This window comes from Flagellimonas marina (assembly GCF_042651185.1).
In the GTDB taxonomy this organism is placed as follows: Bacteria; Bacteroidota; Bacteroidia; order Flavobacteriales; family Flavobacteriaceae; genus Flagellimonas; species Flagellimonas marina.
In genome coordinates this window covers 173,394-196,113 of record NZ_JBHSCL010000004.1, presented here as the reverse complement: position 1 = coordinate 196,113, position 22,720 = coordinate 173,394, and the positions used below count along the sequence as shown (strand labels likewise).

At 41.8% G+C, this 22,720-nt stretch carries 14 protein-coding genes; 5 read left to right on the top strand and 9 right to left on the bottom strand.

Translation table 11 applies throughout. From position 1 onward, the window contains the following. Positions 1-12 precede the first annotated feature (12 nt). The 7 genes from ACFOWS_RS04420 to ACFOWS_RS04390 form a co-directional block, all read right to left on the bottom strand. Positions 13-2,343: an alpha-L-arabinofuranosidase C-terminal domain-containing protein gene (locus ACFOWS_RS04420; protein WP_379762753.1), complete on the bottom strand. Its 2,331-nt coding sequence runs from the start codon at positions 2,341-2,343 to the stop codon at positions 13-15. Between the two features lie 52 nt (positions 2,344-2,395). After that, positions 2,396-5,452 carry a beta-L-arabinofuranosidase domain-containing protein gene (locus tag ACFOWS_RS04415; RefSeq protein WP_379762752.1) on the bottom strand — a complete coding sequence of 1,019 codons (3,057 nt, stop codon included), beginning with the start codon at positions 5,450-5,452 and terminating at the stop codon, positions 2,396-2,398. A gap of 78 nt (positions 5,453-5,530) precedes the next feature. Continuing rightward, a complete protein-coding gene (locus ACFOWS_RS04410) occupies positions 5,531-7,780 on the bottom strand; it encodes a S9 family peptidase (RefSeq protein ID WP_379762750.1) in 2,250 nt (749 codons plus the stop codon). 187 nt (positions 7,781-7,967) lie between these two features. Further along, complete coding sequence (locus ACFOWS_RS04405; protein WP_379762749.1) at positions 7,968-9,212, bottom strand: NAD(P)/FAD-dependent oxidoreductase; 1,245 nt, start codon at positions 9,210-9,212, stop codon at positions 7,968-7,970. A 15-nt stretch (positions 9,213-9,227) separates the two neighbouring features. Next, the gene (locus ACFOWS_RS04400) at positions 9,228-10,235 is read right to left on the bottom strand and encodes a 4-hydroxyproline epimerase (RefSeq protein WP_379762748.1); all 1,008 of its coding nucleotides are present in this window, start codon (positions 10,233-10,235) and stop codon (positions 9,228-9,230) included. A 54-nt stretch (positions 10,236-10,289) separates the two neighbouring features. Further along, on the bottom strand, positions 10,290-11,813 hold the full coding sequence (locus tag ACFOWS_RS04395; RefSeq protein WP_379762747.1) for an aldehyde dehydrogenase (NADP(+)): 1,524 nt from the start codon (positions 11,811-11,813) through the stop codon (positions 10,290-10,292). Continuing rightward, positions 11,814-12,737: a dihydrodipicolinate synthase family protein gene (locus tag ACFOWS_RS04390; protein ID WP_379762746.1), complete on the bottom strand. Its 924-nt coding sequence runs from the start codon at positions 12,735-12,737 to the stop codon at positions 11,814-11,816. A 133-nt stretch (positions 12,738-12,870) separates the two neighbouring features. Between ACFOWS_RS04390 and ACFOWS_RS04385 the strand changes: the two genes are divergently transcribed. Then, positions 12,871-13,734, top strand: coding sequence for an AraC family transcriptional regulator (locus tag ACFOWS_RS04385; protein WP_379762745.1), 864 nt, complete (start codon positions 12,871-12,873; stop codon positions 13,732-13,734). Positions 13,735-13,897: 163 nt separating this feature from the next. On the opposite strand, the gene ACFOWS_RS04380 is transcribed toward ACFOWS_RS04385, so the two are convergent. Together ACFOWS_RS04380 and ACFOWS_RS04375 are read right to left on the bottom strand one after the other, a co-directional pair. Then, positions 13,898-15,883 (bottom strand): M13 family metallopeptidase, encoded by a 1,986-nt coding sequence (locus tag ACFOWS_RS04380; RefSeq protein WP_379762744.1) that lies wholly within the window; start codon positions 15,881-15,883, stop codon positions 13,898-13,900. 43 nt (positions 15,884-15,926) lie between these two features. Beyond that, positions 15,927-16,379, bottom strand: coding sequence for a YybH family protein (locus ACFOWS_RS04375; RefSeq protein ID WP_379762743.1), 453 nt, complete (start codon positions 16,377-16,379; stop codon positions 15,927-15,929). A gap of 347 nt (positions 16,380-16,726) precedes the next feature. On the opposite strand from ACFOWS_RS04375, the gene ACFOWS_RS04370 reads away from it, so the two are divergent. The 4 genes from ACFOWS_RS04370 to ACFOWS_RS04355 all read left to right on the top strand — a co-directional run bounded on the left by ACFOWS_RS04370 (position 16,727) and on the right by ACFOWS_RS04355 (position 22,605). Continuing rightward, positions 16,727-17,488 carry a LytR/AlgR family response regulator transcription factor gene (locus ACFOWS_RS04370; RefSeq protein ID WP_379762742.1) on the top strand — a complete coding sequence of 254 codons (762 nt, stop codon included), beginning with the start codon at positions 16,727-16,729 and terminating at the stop codon, positions 17,486-17,488. Beyond that, a complete protein-coding gene (locus tag ACFOWS_RS04365) occupies positions 17,488-18,573 on the top strand; it encodes a sensor histidine kinase (protein ID WP_379762741.1) in 1,086 nt (361 codons plus the stop codon). The genes ACFOWS_RS04370 and ACFOWS_RS04365 overlap by 1 nt, the downstream gene beginning before the upstream one ends. 185 nt (positions 18,574-18,758) lie before the next feature. Then, positions 18,759-21,176 carry a TonB-dependent receptor domain-containing protein gene (locus ACFOWS_RS04360; RefSeq protein WP_379762740.1) on the top strand — a complete coding sequence of 806 codons (2,418 nt, stop codon included), beginning with the start codon at positions 18,759-18,761 and terminating at the stop codon, positions 21,174-21,176. 67 nt (positions 21,177-21,243) lie between these two features. After that, positions 21,244-22,605 carry an exonuclease domain-containing protein gene (locus ACFOWS_RS04355; RefSeq protein ID WP_379764472.1) on the top strand — a complete coding sequence of 454 codons (1,362 nt, stop codon included), beginning with the start codon at positions 21,244-21,246 and terminating at the stop codon, positions 22,603-22,605. Positions 22,606-22,720: the final 115 nt, after the last annotated feature.

Here is a 22,720-nt window from a genome sequence, read left to right as displayed (position 1 = left end):
CTCAAGTTGTTTTTATTTTAGTTTAAATGTGTAGATGTTGGCACTTTCCTTAGGAACTATAAGGGAATGTCCATCCCATGCTATGTTTTCTTCTTGAATTGTAATTCGATTTTTATCAGACTCGTCATTGAAAACCATATCGTCAGCCCCGGAAATAAAATATCGCCTACCGCTTTCTGGGAGCTCAATGTCCTCAAAATTCAATACCAATGGATATTCTTGATGCGTAGCATTAATTACAGAAACCGTCACTAAAGCGCCTTCCTCATCAGTGGTTACAGCAACATCCAAAGGCTCTGGCGCACCTTCAATGGCTACTGGTTGTGTTCCAAACTCCTTTCGGTAGAGCTTTAGAACAAGTCCGGTTCCTTCCAACCATGAATCCGTTTTGGTGGTTTTAATAGCCCCAATTACATTCACTGTTTGGGCGTAGTTGGCCATGTAGAACATATCCGATTGTCTGGAAAACTCATTGATTCCTGCCGCAATGCCCAACGCATCACGCAAAAAATAGCGTGTTCCCAGTAGGCCATATACATGTGGCCCATACCAGTAGTTCCATTCATCCAAAGCGATTTTCACTTTCTTTTCACCCACTTTTGGCATTTCTTCACGACATCTTCTGTGCTCATCGGCTATTTCACGAATGGCACCTGGAATCTGTTTTACGTGTGTAAGCAATCCCCCTGCATGCCAGTCCTGTCGGTAAAAGTGCTCGCTGATATAGGTCATGTTATCCAAGGTATGCTCATACATCATATCATTCCATTCACCCGGAAAACCAACCGCAATCAAATCAATGCTCGGGTCTACGGCCCACATGGCCTCGGCCACTTTGTTGTGCTTTACCACATAATCTTCAACAGGCATGTGGCCCAATTGCCAATCGCCGAACATTTCATTACCTACGGCCCACAGCTTTACACCATAGGGTTCGGGGTGTCCGTTTTCTGCTCTCCACTTGCCCATTTTGGTGGATCTATCACCATTAAAATATTCCACTTCATCCGCCGCCAACTCTGCGGTACCCAATCCGGTGTTTACGGCTACATTGGCCTCGGCACCCAACAATCGGCACAAATCCATAAATTCATGAACGCCAACATCGTTATATTCCAATCCGTTCCAGGCCCTTTCATATTTTGTGGGACGACGGTCTGGGTCACCAATCCCATCTTTCCAATCGTATCCCGAAACAAAGTTTCCGCCAGGCCAACGATATATGGGAGAGTTCAGTTCTTTTAGAAGTGCCAGCACATCAGGACGGAATCCTTCCACGTTGTCTTCTGGCATTAAGGAAACTGCGGCAATTGTAACTGTTCCGCTTCCCACTATTTTAATTTCTAAACGGGCGTTGGATGAGTTTTCTTCGGAATCCAACACAAATGGTATTTTTTGATATCCACTTCCGGAAATATCAAGTGATTGCTCTGATGACCCATTTTCGGTAATCAGTCCAACGGAAGCGCTCGAAATGCTTCCTGAATGGCTCAACACCACTCTACCTTCATATTTTTTCCCTTTAATGGTGGCCAGGCTGTCTTGGAAAAGAAGAATACCATCAGAATTCAAGGAAAATCTCGGTAAATCCAATTCGGCAAACGAATGGCTGGTATCTTTCTGAATGTCCAACGTATCAACATTGGCTTTCCATGGTGATTTTTTTGTTCCCGGATGATAGTAAAATTTACGGTCTTGGAGCATTTCGGCCCAAATACCACCATAAATTCCTTTGCCCATGTGTTCAATGAACTGCCCGTAGATATAAGGCGACATAGGTTCCTTTTTCTTAGAAAGGTCAATAGTAACCATGGGGTTTAGTTCCTTAGAATCCAATTCCTCGAGTTGAAAATTGTCAAAATAGACTTTTCCCTTGGCCAGTCCACGCTTTCCTAAGAGACCTTCCAGCATAAAACTGTCTTCACCTTTAGAATTGAAAACCAACTCTACCAATGTCCAGTCATTATCTCCAACAAAAATAGTGTCCTGTCCAACTTCCATTCGCTCCAACCCAATGCCAGCACCGGCTCCATCACGGTCGCCCTCCACACCCTCCGTTTTAACATAACCTGTAACCTTATAGGTGGTGTAGGGTTTTATGTTGACTTTTTTGTACCATCTACTTCTTGAAAGCGTATCGGCTTCCAATACCAAGACTTCAGTGTTGTTATTTTCGGATGGAACAGTTGCATAATTTTCTTGTCTGCTCCAGTGTTCCTTTTCCCAACCATTGTCCAATACGGAAGCTCCCTTTTCTGCAGATAAGAGGCGTAAATTGTCTTTATCTTTACAACTCAGTGTTATAGAAATCAGTACTACTAAAATGGGAGCTAAATACCGCATTGGCTTCGATTAGATTGGTTAATTAAATAATACATGGTTCATATACATTCCCCTACTCTAAGGTTACATCCAAGTATACAGAATGACGCCCGTAGGTTTCATAAAAAGGCTTAAACTCAACACCGTTTATGGTGAATTCCAATTTTTTTGGATCTCCTTGAATGTTTTTCCCGATGTCCTCAGCATCGAATGTGACTTTTCTCCAATCATCTCTTGGCTCCGGCTCTTGAGCCACCAACAACACAGGTCCGTAGAAGAGGCTGGCAATATTTTGCTGATCCATTACAGGGTCTAAATGAAATTCAAATGGCATTTGGATGTCTACCGTGTCACCATCTTTCCATTTGCGAGACAACGTAAGGTAGGTTCCCGGAGTAGCATTTACTTTTTGGGCTTTTCCATTGATTTTTACAAAGAAGCCTTTGGTTGCCCATTGTGGTACACGCACATTCAGGTCAAACTTTCCTTTGCCCCTAATAATCAATTGGGTATTGTCTTCTTTTGGAAATGCCGTTTTTTGCTCGACAGTAATATCTTTTTCGGTCCATTTCAATGTAGAAGGAATAAAAAGGTTTACATACAAAGCCTTTTCATCGTTACTTTTAAAATAGATTGAATTCTGAAGCTTGGTGCTACTTTCCAAAGCAGTTCCGTTACAGCAGGTAAATCCCGTCATATTTGAATTGCCGAAACGTTTCACAGAGCCGGGACGCAATGGAACGTGATAGGTGTTCGCCGGACTATCCTCAGCAACAGATGCCAGAATGTGGTTGTACAATCCACGCTCATAATAATCCATCAACTCCGTGCGCTGATCGAACATGAAAAGGTTTCTGGTCAATTTCAGCATGTTATAGGTAGCACAGGTCTCATTCTGTCCACCTGCTGAGAATCCGTTTTCGTACAAAGTGGCAGGCTGACCGATGAAACATTCTGCGTTTGTAGGGTTACGGGCCCCTGCAACTCCTCCAATGCTATACATGTAATCGTTCTTGGCCTTGTACCAAAAGTTATCAGCCACATGATAGTATTCAGGTGCGTTGGAATCACGATAAATCTCTAAAGCCCCCATGATTTGCGGAATATGCTGGTTGGCATGAAGACCGCGGAAAGTATCCACGTTTTTTGCCAATCCATGGGAATGCCCAGCATCTCCAAAGAACATTTTAATATTATCAAACAATTGGGCCACTTCAAGATATTGGCGGTCGTTCGTCATTCTGTACAAACGGGCCATTGCCTCATTCATTCCGCCAAATTCGCCGGCAATGTATGTATTCCACATGCTAATCAGGGTATCAGTAGGTACTTGGCTCAATCGGGCATGCACCCAAGTTCCCATTCCTTTGGCAATATCCAGAGCTTTTTCGTTACCGCTTACGTCATAAATATCCATTAACCCGGCCAAAATTTTGTGCAAGGTGTAGTAGGGTGCCCATACTTGTGTAGGTTGTCCTCCGTAGGAGGCACCGTTTTCCAACATGATGAATTGATCGGGAGGATAAGCACTTATAAACCCTTCACCCCAGTTCCAGTAATCGGTTCGAATACCATCCTCACTCAGATTAGAATCATATCCCTCTTTACCAGGCCCGGGAGGAACAGCGGTTGGGTCGGACACATAGGGTCCACCAACTTCTCTTGGCTTTCCGGCCATTTGGGATAAATCATATAGCACATCTACCATATAATCCATTTTCTCCGCAAAATTGGACTGCAAATTTCTGTCATAATCTGTACTAGCATAAGCTTGGGCTATAGCTGTCAGATAATGTCCCGTTGCATGGCCACGCAATTTGGTTTCTTGACTGTCCCAACCACGAAGTGGTTCTGCACCGGCTGGTTGTTCTTGCCCAAATGCATTGCGGAACATATACAAAAACGAATCTGGGTCAGTTTTTGCTAGGGTATTGATGAACTTATCCCTGTTTTCAATAAATTTTGTTTGATGTCCATGACCGTCAGTGTTCAGGGAAACTTGATTAAGTTCAAAACCTTCCAAAGTTCGGCTTGGGGTTGAAACTGTTGAAGCAGCTTTAACGATCACCGTTGCTTTCGGTTTTAGGTCTGATCCAGATATACTGCCAACAACGGTGTATTTGCCCGGCCGAAGTACTTGGGAGTTGTCAGTTGGGGCTGGCCAAAGTACACGTACATCCTTTGGACCTTTTACACCACTGCCATAAGTTCCCTTCACAAAACGGGGCAATCTTGGTAAAAATCCAACCACGGTTTCCACTTGAACATCCGAAACTCCAGTAAGATAATCGGCATAAAGCTGAGGAGTATTGGCATCAAATTGAGGAAGATTGACTTCTTCCTTGCTTTCATCGTCACCACCGTTCCCTCTAAACGACCCCCTAAGAATTCGGGTGACCTGTCCTTCACTCAATGGGATTCTATAAATTCTAAAATCATGCAGTTTGGCTGAAAGGTAGGGATCATTGGCAACCAACGATTTTCCAATGTAGAGTTTATTGTTTTCTCCTTTTTCAAAATCAAAAACCTGTTCCAAAATCAGTTCCACATCTTTGACTTCACCTGCCAACCTTCCATTGACATAGGTACTTACCATCTTTGAAGGAATATTAATAACCACCGCCAAATGGTTCCACCTACCGGTCTCCAAAGCCGAAGAACTTGTGTTATATGCATCTCCTCTGGCTGAAGAAAGCTCAACTTGAACACCTTTCTTGTCTTGGGTTCCAGTAGGGGCAATGGTAAAGTGGGAGTTGGCAGTTGTTCCAAAATCAAAAAGTCGTGCACCAGGTTGAGCCGATTCAATATGCACCCATCCTGTAATACTTATGGATTCTTCATTGGTCACCGCTTCACCGGGAATTGTAATGAACGCTTCTTTACCCTTCGGCAGGGAAAGTACTTTTCTAAAGTATTCGTCATCCACAAAAATGGGTTCTGAACCTTCCAGGGTAGCGTGCAAATTATTTCTTGACCAATCCTTTGTGTCACCATCAAAAACATATCTGGCAATCAATCCTGTTTCACCAATACCGTCCAATATCTGATCACCTTCCTGTGCCAACACGTTGGTTGTACCCAAAGTACAAAACGCCATTACAACACCAACGCACACCTTATTTAATCTCATACTCATTTCCTTTTTCTAAAATGCTTACAATAACTGACAACCAGTCACTTATATTTATATTTAGTTTAGTTAATCACTCTATTCGTAAACCTCTTCCCAAGCAGGTGGTTCAACACCCATTAAGTGCTTTACAAAAAAGTCTTTACGTTTACGTTCTCCAAAATCGCCACCAGATGAATGCCCCATGCCAGGGATGGTAACCAGTTCAAAGTTCTTATTGGCTTTTATAAGGGCATTGGCAAATTGCATGGTTGTGGAGGGATCCACATTGTCATCAACTTCACCTAAGATAAGCATTAAGTTACCCTGCATTTTGGCAGCATTCTCAATATTGGAGGAGGCAGCATAGTGAGGACCAATGGGGTAGCCCATAAATTGTTCATTCCACCAAATTTTATCCATTCGGTTATCGTGACATCCGCAGGAAGAAACCGCTACGTCATAAAAATCTGAATTGAACACCAGTGCAGCAGCGGAGTTCTGACCTCCAGCTGATGTACCATAGATGCCAACTTTATCAGCATTCATGTATGGATATTTCTTAGCAGCAGTCTTGATCCAAAGTTTTCTATCCGGAAATCCGCCATCTTTCAGGTTCTGCCAACATACATCATGAAAGGCTTTTGACCTATTGGACGTTCCCATTCCATCAATTTGAACCACAATAAAGCCCAACTCGGCTATGGAAGACATGGACCAATAGTACGATCTAAAATCTTTGGGAACAAAAGAACTGTGGGGGCCTGCATAAATGTACTCAATGACCGGATATGTTTTAGTGGGGTCGAAAGACGTTGGCCGAACAATGACTCCCCAAATATCGGTAACACCATCTCGACCTTTGGCCGTAAAAACTTCAGGGGCAATCCAACCTTCTTTTAAAAGCTCAGAGTGGTCCGCCTGTTGCAAGTCCATAACTTTTTTACTGTTCTTAGCCGATTTCAATACCGTAACAGGAGGCGTATCCACCTTAGAGTATTGGTCCACATAATAGGTATAGTCCTCTGAAAAGGTTACACTGTGGTTTCCATCCTCTTTGGTGAAACGGGTAAAGTTTTTTCCCTCAAAATCTACCTTGCAATAATGTAGGAAATAGGGGTCTTGGTCCTTGTCCATGCCACTCGCGGTAAAATACACTTCACGGTTGCCCTCATCCACATGAATAACCTCTCGAACGACCCAATCGCCTTTGGTCAATTGCTTTTTTACCTGACCATTTCCATCATACAAATAGATGTGGTTCCAACCATCGCGTTCAGAGGTCCAGATTATTTCTTTACCATCTTCTACATCGTAACGGTATTTTTTGCTGCTATAGTCGATAAAGGTGTCGCTGGTTTCGTTCACCAAGACCTTCACCTTCCCTGTTGAAGCATTCACCTCAATAATTTTATAGGCTTGATGTCCCCTTTGATTGTATTCAAACGTAAAAGCACGACTATCTTCCCGCCAATCGATGCGGTTTAGGCCAAATTGATGGCTAAACTCACCTGTGGGTACTTGAATATGCTTTTTGGAATCAACCAAAAACAATTGTGGACTTTTGAAGGGTAACTCATCACCTGGCTTTAAATAGTCCCTTGATTGTAATTTGGGCTGAAACTGATCTTCGGGGCTGGACTCCACGAAATATATCTTGCGATCATCCCCTGGACGCACTTTATACGCCATGATCTTTTTACTATCGGGTGACCATTTTATATAGGTTGAATAGAAAAAACCGGGAGCACCATCGTAGCTCAATCTAGTTTCCTCCTCTGTGGCTTTATCTTTAATATAAAGATTGTCATTTTTAATAAAGGCCGTCATGGTGGAATCGGGAGAAACTACCGGCGGGTTACTTTTCTCATCAAATCTATTGCCCCAATACCTTCTATCTGAATCTCTTTTACCTCCTTCGGGGTCAATTAATGTTAAGGTATTGGCTTGTAGGTTATGGGAAACCTTGGCTTCACCATATATAAAAGTAAGTTCAGAAAGGTCTTGATTGAACTCCAGTCTACTGATATCGATATCCTTTGAGTCAACCTCTTCATTGAATTCTTTGGAAAGTAAAGAGGCCAAGGTATCATGATCAAAACATTCTTTTTGGGTTTTTTGTACGGGGTCAACCAGTAGATATTTTTTTCCATCAGTGGAATTGTTCACATACCACATCAAATTGGTATCCAACCAATGAAAAGAAGATGGGGAGTTGTGCACTTTATTCCTAAAAAGGGAATCGATTATTATGGCCTTTTTATACTCCTTTAAAGTGCCTTGCGCGAACAAGGCTCCTGAAGTTATAAGTATAAAAAATACACTTATTTTTTGAAAAAAAAATCCCATGATTTAATTTTTGCTTAAAACTATAGATAATCTTTTATCCCCTCTCAGTCATTATTAACTAATCCTGATACTATATTGCCCTTAACACCTCGCTCAAGTCAAAAAAGAGTGTGTAAATTAGGAATTGGCCTGAAAGTTGGCGCCAAAACGATTTATCTATTGCACTAAAATTAACTTGGTGTAAAATCTATGAAAACCGTTCTGGGGACAGTGGTTTTAAATCCAATGATGGACGGATTTTGGAGATGCACTCCGTCACTAATTTTCCTGTAATTGGACCTAAACTCCAACCCATCATGGCATGACCCGCTGCAATGGTGAGATTATTATATTTTGAGGTCTTACCAATGTATGGAAGTCCATCCGGCGAAACCGGCCTTAATCCAGATGTAGCGCTATCTTTTTCCTCCTGATTGATTTCAAAATCTGAATAATAGTTTTTGACGGCATCAGCTAGTGCTTCAACCCGTTCTTTTCGCACAATATAGTTGTTTCCGGAAAATTCCATGGTCCCAGCAAAACGGGTAAAATCCTCCATTGGTGTTACAGCTACTTTAGCATCCACTAGAATTGCAGGCATGGTTATTCCGGTATTTCTTCGGACATCCATACTATATCCTTTTCCTCCCTGCACTGGAACGTACAGATTGAGGGATTTAGCCAATGCGTAAGTCCATGTACCACTCGCCAACACAAAATCGTCGGCGCCAAAGACGGCATCCTTGGTTTTTAGTGCAGTTATCTTTTTATCCTTTACCATAAATTCCTCCACAGCTTGATTGAATTCAAAGACGACACCTTGGGATTTTAACCAGGTTTTCATCTGTTCCATAAAGTAATTGGGAGTCATGTGGGCATCACATTTATAGTGGATCGCACCAATAACCTCATCAGAAAAAGCGGGTTGTATTTTACGGACTTCATCTTTGGATAGTGCCACAGCATCCAACCCCTCCTTGACCGCCATTTCAGCTACTTCCAGTTCTTCCTCTTCACTTTTTGCGGTTCTGTAGGCCATCAAGAGTCCTTTTTTCTCGTATTGAAACGGAAAATCAACTTCAGAAAGCATTTCTTCATACAAATCGCTACTCTTTAAATTGAGCTCCTTGATGATAGGAATAGCACTTTTTACATGTGATTTTTTGGCTGATTTTTTGAACAACAACGTCCATTTAAAAAAATCAACGTCCCATCTGGGTTTTATGTAGAATGGACTGGAACTATCCATCATCCACTTGATTCCTTGTGTAATAATGCCGGGAGCCGCCAGTGGGATAAAATGGCTCGGGGTAATGTATCCTGCATTTATAAACGAAGCCCCGGTGGATACATCAGATTTATCCAAAATGGTAACCTGATATCCTTCTTGCACCAAATAAAAGGCACTGCAGAGTCCTGAAATACCTCCACCAACTATTACTACTCTTTTCATTTAAAACAACTGATTTTACAACACTTGAAACCCGTGGGCGTAAGGGTCATCGTCGTCAATAATGATGTTATTGTAGCCTGTGACCTGTGCCCAACCTTGAATACTGGGAATAATCGCCTTTTTCTCACCCAAGGTAGTTTCTTCCACCACTCTACCAATGAATTTACTTCCGATAAAGCTCTCGTGGATGAAATCCTCACCCATTTTCAGTTTTCCTTTGGCATTCAGTTGCGCCATTCGGGCCGATGTACCCGTTCCACATGGGGAACGGTCTATGGCCTTATCGCCATAAAAAACCGCATTTCTTCCAGATGATGTTGGATCCAAAGGGTCTCCCGTCCATAACATATGGCTTACATCTCTAATTGTGGGGTCCTCTGGGTGAATGAATATATCAGGATATTTTTCATTGATACGTTCTCTTACCACCTTAGAATATTGGACAATTTTGGCCGCTGTAAAATTGTGGACACCACTAAAATTCTTTTGCGGATCTACAATGGCATAGTAGTTGCCTCCGTAGGAGACATCGAAAGTAAGCTCTCCCAACTCTGGGCAATCCACAGTTAGGTTTTCTGCTGCGAGGTACGATTTTACATTGACCAACCGCACCCAATCCACCTTCTTGCCAGATTGTTGATACTCTATTTCTACCAATCCTGCTGGGGCTTCCATTCTAATTTTCCCCGGTGTCTTGGGTACGATCAATCCTTCTTCAATGGCAATGGTAATTGTGCCGATGGTCCCATGCCCACACATGGGCAAACAACCAGAAGTTTCAATGAACAGAATGGCAAAATCGTTTTCGGGCTGATGGGGTGGAAATAGGATGCTTCCGCTCATCATATCATGACCCCTAGGCTCAAACATCAAGCCCTTACGAATCCAATCATATTCTTTGAGAAAGTGTTGTCTTTTCTCACTCATGTTCTTGCCCAAAAGGTTGGGACCACCACCTGCCACAACACGAACGGGATTACCGCAGGTGTGGGCATCAACACAAAAAAAAGTCTTTCTTGCCACGTGTTGTTTGTTAAAACCGTATTATGATTATATACGCAAAGTAAGTTAAAATGCCTATCCTTTTAAAGAATCTGGTAATAGTTCATTGGGAAACGATTGATAACTTATAGGACGCACCCACCTTTTGATGGCATGGGTGCCCACAGCGGTGAACCTTGAGTCCGAAGAAGCTGGATACGGGCCTCCATGATGCATGGAAGGACAAACTTCAACTCCCGTAGGCACTCCGTTGTACAAAATTCGACCTACTCTGTGCTGTAAGGCTTCCACGATTTCTGGTAAGTCCAAACTATCATTCTTTTCAGCAATCAACGTTCCTGTAAGCTGACCTTCCAAACCTTCAATCACCGCAAGCAATTCGTTCTCATCTTGGCATTGCACCACCAAAGAAAAAGGTCCGAAAACCTCATGGTGTAGTTTAGGGTTGGCCAAAAACTCGGTTCCCGAAACTGTTGCTATGACAGATGCAGCACAATTATCTTTCAAATCACCTTCTATCTGAGCCACAACTTCCACTCCAGGCTGTGCCAAAATACCGGCCCCATTTTTATCGAATCCACTTTTAATATTGGGATGCAACATACATTGCGGCTCAATAGCGACAACTTGTTTACCCAACTCCTCTACAAATGCTTTGGTATTTTCGTCCTTGATGGTCAACAATAAACCAGGGTTTGTGCAAAATTGTCCAGTTCCCAAAGTGATTGAACCTGCGTAGGTCTTGGCAATCTCATCAGACCTTTGGGCAATTGCGCTTGGCGTAATGACCACAGGGTTGATGCTTCCCATCTCTGCAAAAACAGGGATTGGTTCTTCGCGCTTCGCGGCCAAATTGAACAATGCTCTACCGCCATTGATACTTCCTGTGAAACCAACCGCTTTTGTTTTTGGGTGCTCCACAAGGGCCACACCTACATCGATTCCACCATTAACACAAGAAAACACCCCATTGGGCATACCTGTTTTCTCAGCGGCTTTGATAACGGCCGAGGCTACAAGTTCTGAGGTTCCGGCATGCATGGGGTGCGCTTTAACAATTACCGGGCATCCCGCTGCAAGTGCACTGGCCGTATCGCCTCCTGCGGTTGAGAATGCCAACGGAAAGTTACTGGCGCCAAATACGGCCACAGGTCCAAGGGGAATCAAGGTTTTTCTTAAATCTTCCTTTGGAAGCGGCTTTCGGTCTGGTTCTGCCTTGTCAAATGTATTTTCCCTCCAATCTTCATTGCTTACCAATTCAGCGAATGAGCGCAGTTGAAAAACGGTCCTGCCCCTTTCACCTACCGCCCTACCTTCAGGAAGACCGGATTCCATAGTGTAAGTGTCCACCAATTCTTGGTCCAAGGCAAGGATTTCATCGGCAATGGCATTTAAAAAAGCTGCTCTTTGCGTACCAGAAACTTTTCGGTACACACGAAACGCCTTCCACGCCAATTCTACTGCCTTTTCAACCTCCCCGATTGTGGCTTCTACAAAAGTTGTTGGGTTTTCAATATTCAAATGGGGGTTTATGGTTTTGAACCCATTACCCCCATTTCCGCTAATTATATTTCCTATATAGTTTTTCCCAGTAATCATTTAGGCTACGCTGCTGAGATTTTTATACTCTGGAAGTGCAGGTCTGCATTCCATTGCTTTATTTATTACTTCCAATACACGTGCTCTTTCAGCACCTTGCAAAGGCAATCTGGGAGCACGTACGTTTTCTGTACCGATTCCAGTGGCAACTTCTGCCAATTTTATGTTCTGGACCAATTGGGGGCTGATATCCAACTCCAACAAGGGCATGAACCATTTGTAAATTTCGAGCGCATCGTTGATTTTTCCAGCTTTCACCAATTCGTAGATAGCAACTGTTTCCGCAGGAAAAGCACACACCAAACCGGCCACCCATCCATCGGCTCCAATGACCAAGCTTTCCAAACCAAGGGTGTCTACCCCAGTAAATACTTTTACGCGGTCGCCAAATCTACTTTTAATACGAAGGACATTGGTAATATCTCTTGTGGATTCCTTAACTGCTTCAATATTCTCACATTCCAATAAATCCTCCAACATGTCCAAGGTCACTTCAATCTTATAATCAATTGGATTGTTATAGATCATAATGGGCAAAGAGGTACTGTTGGCTATACTTTTAAAGTAGGTAACCGTCTCATAATCCGTTGCTTTGTATCGCATTGGGGGAAGAATCATCAAGCCCTGCGCTCCTACTTTTTCAGCATGTTGTGCCACGGCGATAGCTTCCTTGGTACTTTGCTCAGCAATATTGATGATAACAGGTATTTTTCCTTCCACTAGAGACAAAGAGGTTTTAATAAGGATTTCTTTTTCCTCCTGCTCGAGTGTACTGGCCTCACCCAATGTTCCTCCTAAAATGATCCCATGGACCCCAGCATCAATTTGTGCTTTAATATTTTTCTCAAACATTGCAAGGTCCAATTTATCCTCGCTGGTAAACTTTGTGGTTACAGCTGGCATTACGCCTTCCCAATTTATCATAATACTAAAATATTTTACTACAAAAGTAAATGACATGGCTCCAACAATTTGTTTGATTATTAGCCTCTTATAATACTATGTTGACCCATAAATCGATTTAGCGTATATTTATTAATAATTTTTGCATAAAACCTTGAGAGTTCTCCCGTTTAAAATCCCAAAACCCAAGGATGAGGCCCTGGTTTACCAAATAGACAGGGAGAAGGTTTTTTATAGTCAACTCCACCAACATGGAGAAATTCAAATAAGTTATATTGAAAAAGGTTCAGGGTCCCTGATTGTGGGCGATTCCATCAATGAATATAAGCATGGTGATATTTTGGTGGTTGGAGGTTACATTCCCCACGTTTTCCGAAGTGATGCCAATGCATCTGATGAGTCCGTTATGTACACTCTTTTTTTTGATTATAATTCTTTTGGGAAGGAGTTTTTTCATTTAACTGATCTTGCCCTTACCCATGATTTTTTCAAAAAGTCGGAACACGGGATGAAAGTGCTCTCGAACAAGGAGAAAATCATTGCGCTTTTCAATCAATTGCCGGATCAGAACAAAGTGGAGAGGATTGCGTCGCTCTTATTGGTCATCAATGAAATTGCAAAGTCTGAAACGCAGCCCTTGGCTTCTTTCGTGTATCGGAAAATTTATTCTGATGATGAAGGGAAACGCATGAGCAGTGTTTTTAAGTTTGCCATGGAGCATTATCATGAACAAATTACCTTGGAACAAATTTCGGAAAAGGCCAATATGAGCAAGAATGCTTTTTGTAGGTACTTTAAAAAAAGGACAAACAAGACTTTTTTCCAATTTTTGATAGAGATACGAATAGAGAATGTCTGTAAGCTTATTGTAAGCCAGCCCGAACTCTCCATTTCAATGATTTCTGAACAATGTGGTTTTACCAATATTGCCAATTTTAACCGGAAGTTTAAGGAGTTGAAGGGTTGCACTCCATCCAAGTACCGATCTCAATTCTACACCACTGACAAATCAGAATAGAAGTGTTTTTAGGAACTAAAATAAAACCAATCAGCACAAAAAAAGGGCAGCTCAAATGAGCGGCCCTTTACAATGCAAGACAACGTCTGAAAAAATGTATCTACATCCTTAAGTATTACGAAATGTTATCGCCTTGCACATACTTAATATACACAACCCTACCTTACCAAATTGTTATGATCTCGTTACGCCGCATTTTACTCCCTTTTGGAATATTAAATGCTTTGTGAAATTCTTCAAAGTTGGATAGAGCTCCATTGGCTCTATAATATCCTGGCGAGTGTGGATCTGTCTTAACTTGGTTCTCCAACGTTTTATCCCTAAACTTGATCCGCCACATTTTGGCATATGCCAAGAAGAAACGTTGTTCATCGGTCAACCCATCAACAGTTTTATTTCCTTTTTCCTCCTGATTTATTTTCATGGCCTCAAAAGCAATGGCCATACCTCCCAAATCTCCAATATTTTCACCTAAGGTGAGTTTCCCGTTTAGATGAATGGAATCCAATACAATATATTCGTCATATTGCTCCTCTATCTTTTTGGCTCTAGCTTCAAACTTTCCCCGATCTTCTGGAGTCCACCAGGATTTTAAATTTCCATCGGCATCATACAGACTTCCATTGTCATCAAAACCATGGGTGATTTCATGACCAATAATAACACCTGCAGAACCATAATTGGTGGCATCATCTGCGTCATAGTCAAAAAATGGAGGGTTTAAAATTCCTGCCGGGAAAACTATTTCATTTCGTGTAGCTGAATAGTATGCATTCACCGTTGGAGGAGTCATACCCCAATCATTGGGATCTATGGGCTCGCCCACTCGGTTTAAATCACGCAAATAATCAAATTCTGTTACTCGAATTACGTTTCCAAAATAATCATCAGCAGCAATGTTTACAGAGGTATAATCCAACCACTCATCAGGGTATCCCATTTTCACCCCCATTTTGTTCAATTTATGATGGGCCTGCTTCTTGGTTTCTTCAGACATCCAAGTGTAGCCATCAATCCTTTTATGAAATGCTTGCTTTAGATTATCAATTAAGCCAATCATCTTGTCCTTGTTCCGCTTCGGAAAATACTTTTCAACGTACAATTTGCCCAAAGGCTGACCCATATTGGAATTGACAGTATTCTGGGCTGTTCGCCATCTGGGCAATTGCTCTTCTGTGCCTTGCAATGTGGTTCCATAAAACTCAAAACTGCGATTCCTAACTTCTTTGTTGAGCAAAGATGTGGTACCTACAATCACTTTCCATTGCATATAGGTTTTCCAATCATCTATTGAGAAATCTTCGAGCATCCGATCAAACATTGCCAAAAACTCAGGTTGATTTACAATGGCGTACTCCACATCCTTTTTCAATCCTAAATCCTTAAAATATTTGGCCCAATCAACGGTAAATGTAAGCTGGTTCAGTTCTGCGATGGTCTTCTTATTATAATTCCTTTCAGAATCCCGAAGCTGAACAGGGGTCCTATGAATGCGAGCCATAACAGTCTCCATTTCAAAAACTTTTTCAGCTGCTTCCCGTTCTTTGGACTGTTGAAGTCCAACTATTGTAAAAAGGTCTGTGATCAAGTCTTGGTATTTATCCCTAAACTCTTGGTATTGAGGGTTATCCTCCAAATAATAGGCCCTATTTCCCAAACTCAATCCAGATTGATTTAAGTGCAAGGCATAAACCGTACTGTTTTTGGCATCAACACTTTCATAAACGCTAATGGGGGCTGGAATACCTTTGGCATACAACTTGGCAGTCAGGGATAGGTACTCTTCCACAGACTTAATTTGGTCCACTTCCTCCAAAATGGATTTTAGAGGGTTCAAACCCTTTTCCTCCAACGTAACTGTATCCATGCAGCTGATATAAAAATCTGCTACCAATTGTTCGGTTGACCCTTTGGGATAGGATTTACCGGAGTCTACAAGCTCTTGGAAAATTCCCTTAATCCGGTCTTGGTTTTCAAAGTACACTTCATGGAAACTTCCCCATGAACCATACGCTGCCGGAATTTCAATGCTATCCATCCATTGATGGTTTACGTAGGAATAAAAATCATTGTAGAGCCGTTGTTTGTCTTGCCCCTGCACCACAAACATTGCTGCAAGGACCAGAATCAATACAATTTTGTTTTTCATATTTGTTATTTTGAGTTAGTCTTTTGACTTCTTCATTCCAAAATCAATCCCATACGAATTTCCAAGACCCGTCTTCTTGACGTTTCCAAACAGTATGGAACACGCCATTGGCTTCTGCTGGGTTGCCCTCCTGGTCCTCGTAGCTAAAGGTGTAATAGCCGTATGTGTAGCCCAAATCTCCCGACTTGGCCACATCCACGAACTCAGGCGACCATGCCAACCCTTTCGACTTTTGGTCTTTCATATATTCGGCTATCCCGGTTTTCTTAATAATGAGTTGATTACCCCGCATGAGGACTGCATCGTCTGCCGCAAAAGCCAAAAATGCCTTATTCATCCCTTCTTCTTTAGCCATTTGGGCAAAGGCAGCTTCGGCATCCAAAACCTCCTGTTTCCAAGCGGTCATAATCTCATTTGAGGGTTCTTTTTCTTCTTTGGTACATGCCGAAAACAGAATTAAAAAGAATAGGATGCAGGTGATTTTTGACGTGCTCATTGGTAATTGGTTTTAAAAGGTAATTTCTGGAGGTTTTTAGTCCAATTCAGCTACAAATCAACACCACAGGTTTCCCAAAATCCAACTTCTGGATAACAGGAAACCTATAGGACAGTTTGACTGTCATTATGGTGATTGATTGCGTTTTTTGATTGATGGAAAACTTATTGTTTTTCAAGCTAAATTTAGGTGATGCCCGGAACAGCTCGCCAGGAATGAATTGAATGACCCTCATTTTGATGCGAATAACCAAGTACCTGATTTGAAACCCTTTCATCTTGAAATATGAGGTTCAACTCGCATCTTTAAAAAACCAATTGTTTAGTATTTTCGCTTAAATTGCGACGATGGCTCATAGGGTAATCATAGTAGATGACGAATTGCTGGCCCGGAAACGCATTGCCGAATTGCTGCGCACACGGTCGGAGTTTCAAATTGAAGCGGAATGCGCCAATGGTGAAGAAGCCGTAGTGCAAATTAACCAACTTGCCCCAGATGTACTTTTTCTTGATGTGGAGCTAAAGGATCTCACAGGTTTTGATGTGCTGCAACAATTGACCCTACAAAAATTGCCGTTGATCGTATTTATTACCGCATACGATAACTATGCTATCCAGGCCTTCAATAACTATGCGCTGGATTTTCTCCTGAAACCCTTCAAAAACAACCGGTTTTTTGAAACTTTGGACCGCATTGAAGAGCGTATTAGACTCAACACGAACGAAACGGATATCAGAAAGTTTTTATTGGAGGTACAGGGAGGCTCCCCAAATCCTTTAGCATCTCGACTGCCCATCCGTGAAAACAACAGAACGGTTTTCGTAAACAAGGATCGTATTAAATATATCTGTGCATCCAGCTATTATTCGGACATTTATAGTATAGAAAAAAAATACACCGTTCGGGAGTCGCTGAAAAATTTAATGCCCCAATTGAATGCCCATAAGTTTATACGGATTCACAGGTCCACTATTATTAACACGGACTATATGCAAGAACTGGTGCATTCAGATTACAACGAAATGGATGTGCGTATGCAAGATCAGGAACTGTTCCGAATCAGCAAATCATATAAAAAAGAATTTCTTCAAAAATTGGGATTGGGTTAATGCGGAATCTTTTCAAAAAATATAGTGAAAAACGATTGATCATTTACCTTGTGGTCTTTTACAGTTTCATTGCCCTAGTTGAATTTTTACGGGGGTCTTATTTTCTGTACAGTGGCCCTCAAAGAGTAACGGACGACCTTGTGGGTCTCGCATTGGTATGCTTTATAGATTGGGCATTTGTGCTCCTGTTCATGTGCTCCGTTTCTTTGCTTACTAAATATCTTTTGCTGAAACGTGTTGCGTGGACTAAAATTATTCCCCTACATATTGTACTGAGCATTATTCAAAGCTATATGGTGGGGTTTATCCCTCCTATGATCATGGATTATTCCATGATCAATGCCAATTTCGCTTTCTTTGAAAAGGTGACCCATACCTTTTTCTTCAATGTCACCACCAATATATTGTTGTACAGCTCCATGACGTTGATCATTTATGCCTATTTCTATCTACAGCAAATCAAGGACCAGGAAATTCGTAACAAAGTATTGGAGAACAGCTTAATCAAGTTCAAGTTAAAGACCTTGGAGAGTCAACTGAACCCCCACTTTCTGTTCAATACCCTTAATAGTATCTCCAGTCTCATCCCAAACAATCCTGATGCTGCACAAGACATGGTAGCTGATATCAGTTTTCTGTTGCGAAAGTTCTTGAGCATAGACGACAAAAACTTCATTACCGTTCGGGAGGAATTGGAAATTTTGGATTATTACACCAATATTCTAAAACAACGGTTTCAGGAAGATTTGGTCATTACCAAAAAAATAGAGGAATCCTTGCTGAACAAACAAATCCCGAGATTGTTGATTCAACCTATCATTGAAAATTCCATAAAACATGGATTCTCACAGAAAAACAAAAAGCTCCGCATTCATCTGTCCATTGCCAAAAATGAAGATTCCATTGAGCTTTCTGTGGAAAATAACGGTAAAAAACTACCCAAATACCCCATTTATTCCAACAGCGGCATTGGCATTATCAACATAAAGGAGCGATTGCAGGCATTGTATCATGGGAAGTCCGACTTCCACTTTGAGAACATGTCCAATGGAGTCAGAACCGTTATCACCATTCCATATAATTGAATCAGAGAAATTCCGATGCAATTTTCAAGGGCTTCACATCAAATACATGTGGAATTAAATCAATTCTGAACAAACTCAGGCATAAAATCTGATTTTAGCATTGTTTTCAAAACGATGGTTTTGTTTGATGATTTATGCTTAAGCCAACTTTTTAAGTTGGCTTTAGTTCTTATTGATACCAACTTATGATTAAAAAATTCTTAGGGCTACTTTTTATTCTAATAGTCATCCAAGCCCATAGCCAAACAACATTTAACGGTAAAATAGTGGATTCCAATGGTGAAGCAATTGCATTTGCCAATGTCGTGGCCATGCGTCAATCCGACTCAACCCTTGTGAAAGGTGCCATCACGGATATTGATGGTTTGTTCTCCATAGATATACGACAACCTGACAAATCCTTTTTGTCCATTTCGTATGTGGGATACAAGACCAAGGTAATTTCGGATTTATCCACAACCAATTTGGGAGACATTCCTTTGGAGGACCAAACCCAAGAACTGCAAGAGGTTGCCGTGGTGGCGCAGAAGCCCTTTATTCAGAAAGAACAAGATAAACTTGTCCTAAACATTGAAAATAGCATCGTAAATACCGGTAACTCCACTATGGAAATTCTGGAGAAAGCACCTGGGGTGATTGTTGATCAAGATGATGTGATATCCCTTAGTGGCCGGACCGGGGTTCGTATATACATAGACGGAAAGGATACGCGCCTGCAAGGAGAACAATTAGCCAATCTATTACGAAGTCTGCCTTCATCCAACATTGAAAAAGTGGAAATCATCACCAATCCATCCGTGCGTTATGAAGCACAGGGCAATGCAGGAATCATCAACATTGTTACCAAAAAAGGAAAGTTGTACGGTACCAATGGTAGTTTAACCCTGAGTCCTGGGTACGGACGGTATTTTCGGTGGAACAGTTCCATCGATTTTAATCACCGGACCGAGAAATTCAACCTGTATGGCCAATATTCCTACACAGACCGGAACCAATACCAAGAAATTGTTATTGATCGAACGTTTTTGGACGGAGAACAACCCATGGGCTATTACGACCTTCAAAATGATTTTGAACTTCCTTTAAAAACCCATACAGGTAGGCTGGGCTTGGATTTTACCGCTAGCGAAAAAACCACTCTTGGGGTGCTCTTCACCGGACTCAATAATGGCAACAAGAACATATCCACCAGTAATATATTGGGTTACAATACAGACCGTGTACTCATTTCAGAGGAAAACACGGACACCAATATCAATTCAGAATGGAACCAACTTACCGCCAATTTTAATGCAAGGCACACCTTTACAGAGAAAAGCATCCTAAACTTCAATTTTGACCATGCTAGGTACAGCAACTGGTCCAACCAACGGTTTACCTCTAATTTTGAGTTTTTTGATAGCAATACCACGGCCCAAGATATTCTTTTAGGGGATATCGATGGCTATTTGAACCTCACTGGACTTACCTTGGATTATGAACTCACTCTAAAAAATGGGGATCGATTTGAAGCTGGCTGGAAGAACACTTGGGTCACTTCAGATAACGATTTGGTTTATGTCAATGAAAATAATGGAGTTACCACCCCCAACACGAATTTGAGCAATCATTTCATCTATGATGAAGATATTTATGCAGCTTATGTGAGTTACAACCTCAACCGTAAAAAATGGAATGCGCAATTTGGGCTACGGGCTGAAAATACCTCTGTGACAGGAAACCAAGTAACTACCAACACCATCAATGAACAGGATTATTTGAACCTATTTCCAACGGCTTCATACAATTATACATGGAATGAAAACCATACCTTGGGCATATCAGCGGGAAGACGAATCGATAGACCTGGTTACGCACAGCTGAACCCTTTCCGGACTTTTGTGAACACCAATACCTATCGCGAAGGGAATCCTTACCTGCAACCCCAGTTCACATGGGTGAGCGAAATTAATTACACCTTCAAACAGCGCTATTATTTTGCATTTAATGTAGGGTATACAGAAGACGTTCTTACCATGGCCATTGTACGTGACGGGGATGAAGAGGTTGTTATTGTAAGACCCATCAATATTGCCAACTTAAAGAGCTATTCCTTTGTAGCGAGCCTTCCCATCAAATTCAGTAATTGGTGGCAGAGCAACTGGAACCTGAACGCCTCACTCAACGATTTTGATGGAGAAATCAATGGGTTTGATTTTGACCGCAACAATCCTGTGGTCAGCCTCAATACCAACCACAGCTTTGGTTTGGGCAAGGGATACCGACTCCAGGCCGGAGCATTTTATCTGTTCCCGCACTATGCTACCATTACCAAAGCGCAAACTATATCGTCCTTTTCATTGGGACTTCAAAAAAATCTGTTCAACGATTCCATGACACTGAGGTTCAATGTCAACGATATCTTCTGGAACCAGTACCCTACGGGTAGAACACGGTTTGGGAACTTGGATGATACGTTCACTAGCTATCGCGATACACGCTATGCCACCCTTTCCGTTTCATGGCGATTTGGCAAACAATCTGTACAGCCCGTTCGTAGAAGACAATCTGAAATCCAAGAAGAAATGAACCGGGCCCGACAAGAAAACAATAACCAAGGGTAACCTGGCCTTACACTATGATGTGCTTCGAAAAAGTTCTAACTTTAATGCCCTGAACTTTTTTGGAAGCTTGTACACTATTATCGACATAGAGACCACTGGAAATGGGATTAAGGGGAACAAAATCACCGAAATTGCCATTTTTAAGTATGATGGTGACCAAATTGTCGACGAGTTCACCTCTTTGGTGAATCCACAATGCCCCATTCCTTATTTTATCACCGGACTTACCGGCATTGATGACAATATGGTGAAGGACGCTCCAACTTTCCAGGAGATTTCGCAATCCATCCAAGACATTACTGAGGGATGTGTCTTTGTGGCCCATGCCGTGAATTTTGATTATGGCGTCATCAAGGAGGAGTTTCGCCAAATCGGTATCGATTATACCCGAAAAAAGCTGTGTACCGTTCGTCTCTCCCGAAAGTTGATTCCTGGATTGCACTCTTACAGTCTGGGCAAACTCTGCTCAGCAGTACAAATTCCGTTGACGGATAGACACCGCGCCCATGGAGATGCCCATGCCACAACCCTGCTTTTTCAAAAATTGTTGAACACGCCGAATGGAGAGCCCATTTTTCAAAAGTTTTTGAATGCCCGAAGTCAAGAGGCCACTTTACCTCCACATTTGCCCAAATCGGTTTTTGATAAAATTCCGCCTAAACCCGGTATCTATTATTTTAAAAATCAACGGGGGGATATCATTTATGTGGGCAAGGCCATCAATCTGAAAAAAAGGGTGTTGGGTCATTTTTATGACAAGAGCGTCAAAGAAACACAACTATGCAGCGAAACCGCTGATATTGATTTTAAGCTTTCGGGTAGTGAGTTGGTAGCCCTTTTGATGGAATCCGCTGAAATTAAAAGACTATTTCCTCCTTACAATCGTGCCCAAAAACGAACATTGAAACAATACGCCATTTTTGAGTATGAGGACAGAAACGGAATTCGGCATTTGGCGTTCAATACCCTAAAAGGAATTCCCAATCCACTAAAGGTGTTTTATAACCAAACGGATTGCAGGGCATATCTGGAAGAAATATGCAAAAATTTTGCACTATGCCCCAAATATTGCCATCTGCAGCAGACCAATGCAGCCTGTTCCCACCACAGAATTACAACCTGTGAAGGAATTTGCAAATCAGAGGAATCTGCAGAAAGTTACAATGAAAAGGTAAAAACGGCCATCTCCGCCATGAAATCCTTGGAATCTGAAGTGCGAATCATTCGCGAAAAAGGAAGAAACTCCAATGAACAGGCCGTTGTGCTCATTTCTGAAGGGGTTTACAAGGGGTATGGTTTCATCGACCAAGAAATGGAAGTTTCCTCTTTGGAGGACATTGAATCTTTCATCATTCCGCAAAAAAATACCTTGGAAGCCCAACGCATTGTGGAATCCCTATTGCCCAAATTGGAGTCTTTTGTGCTATAGCCCTTTCATTTTTCGGTACATCCGCACCACAAAGGCTATCCAAAAGACCACAATCAAGCCAACTACTATACTATAAAGGAGTATGATTTCCATAATAGGAATGGTTTTGGTTATG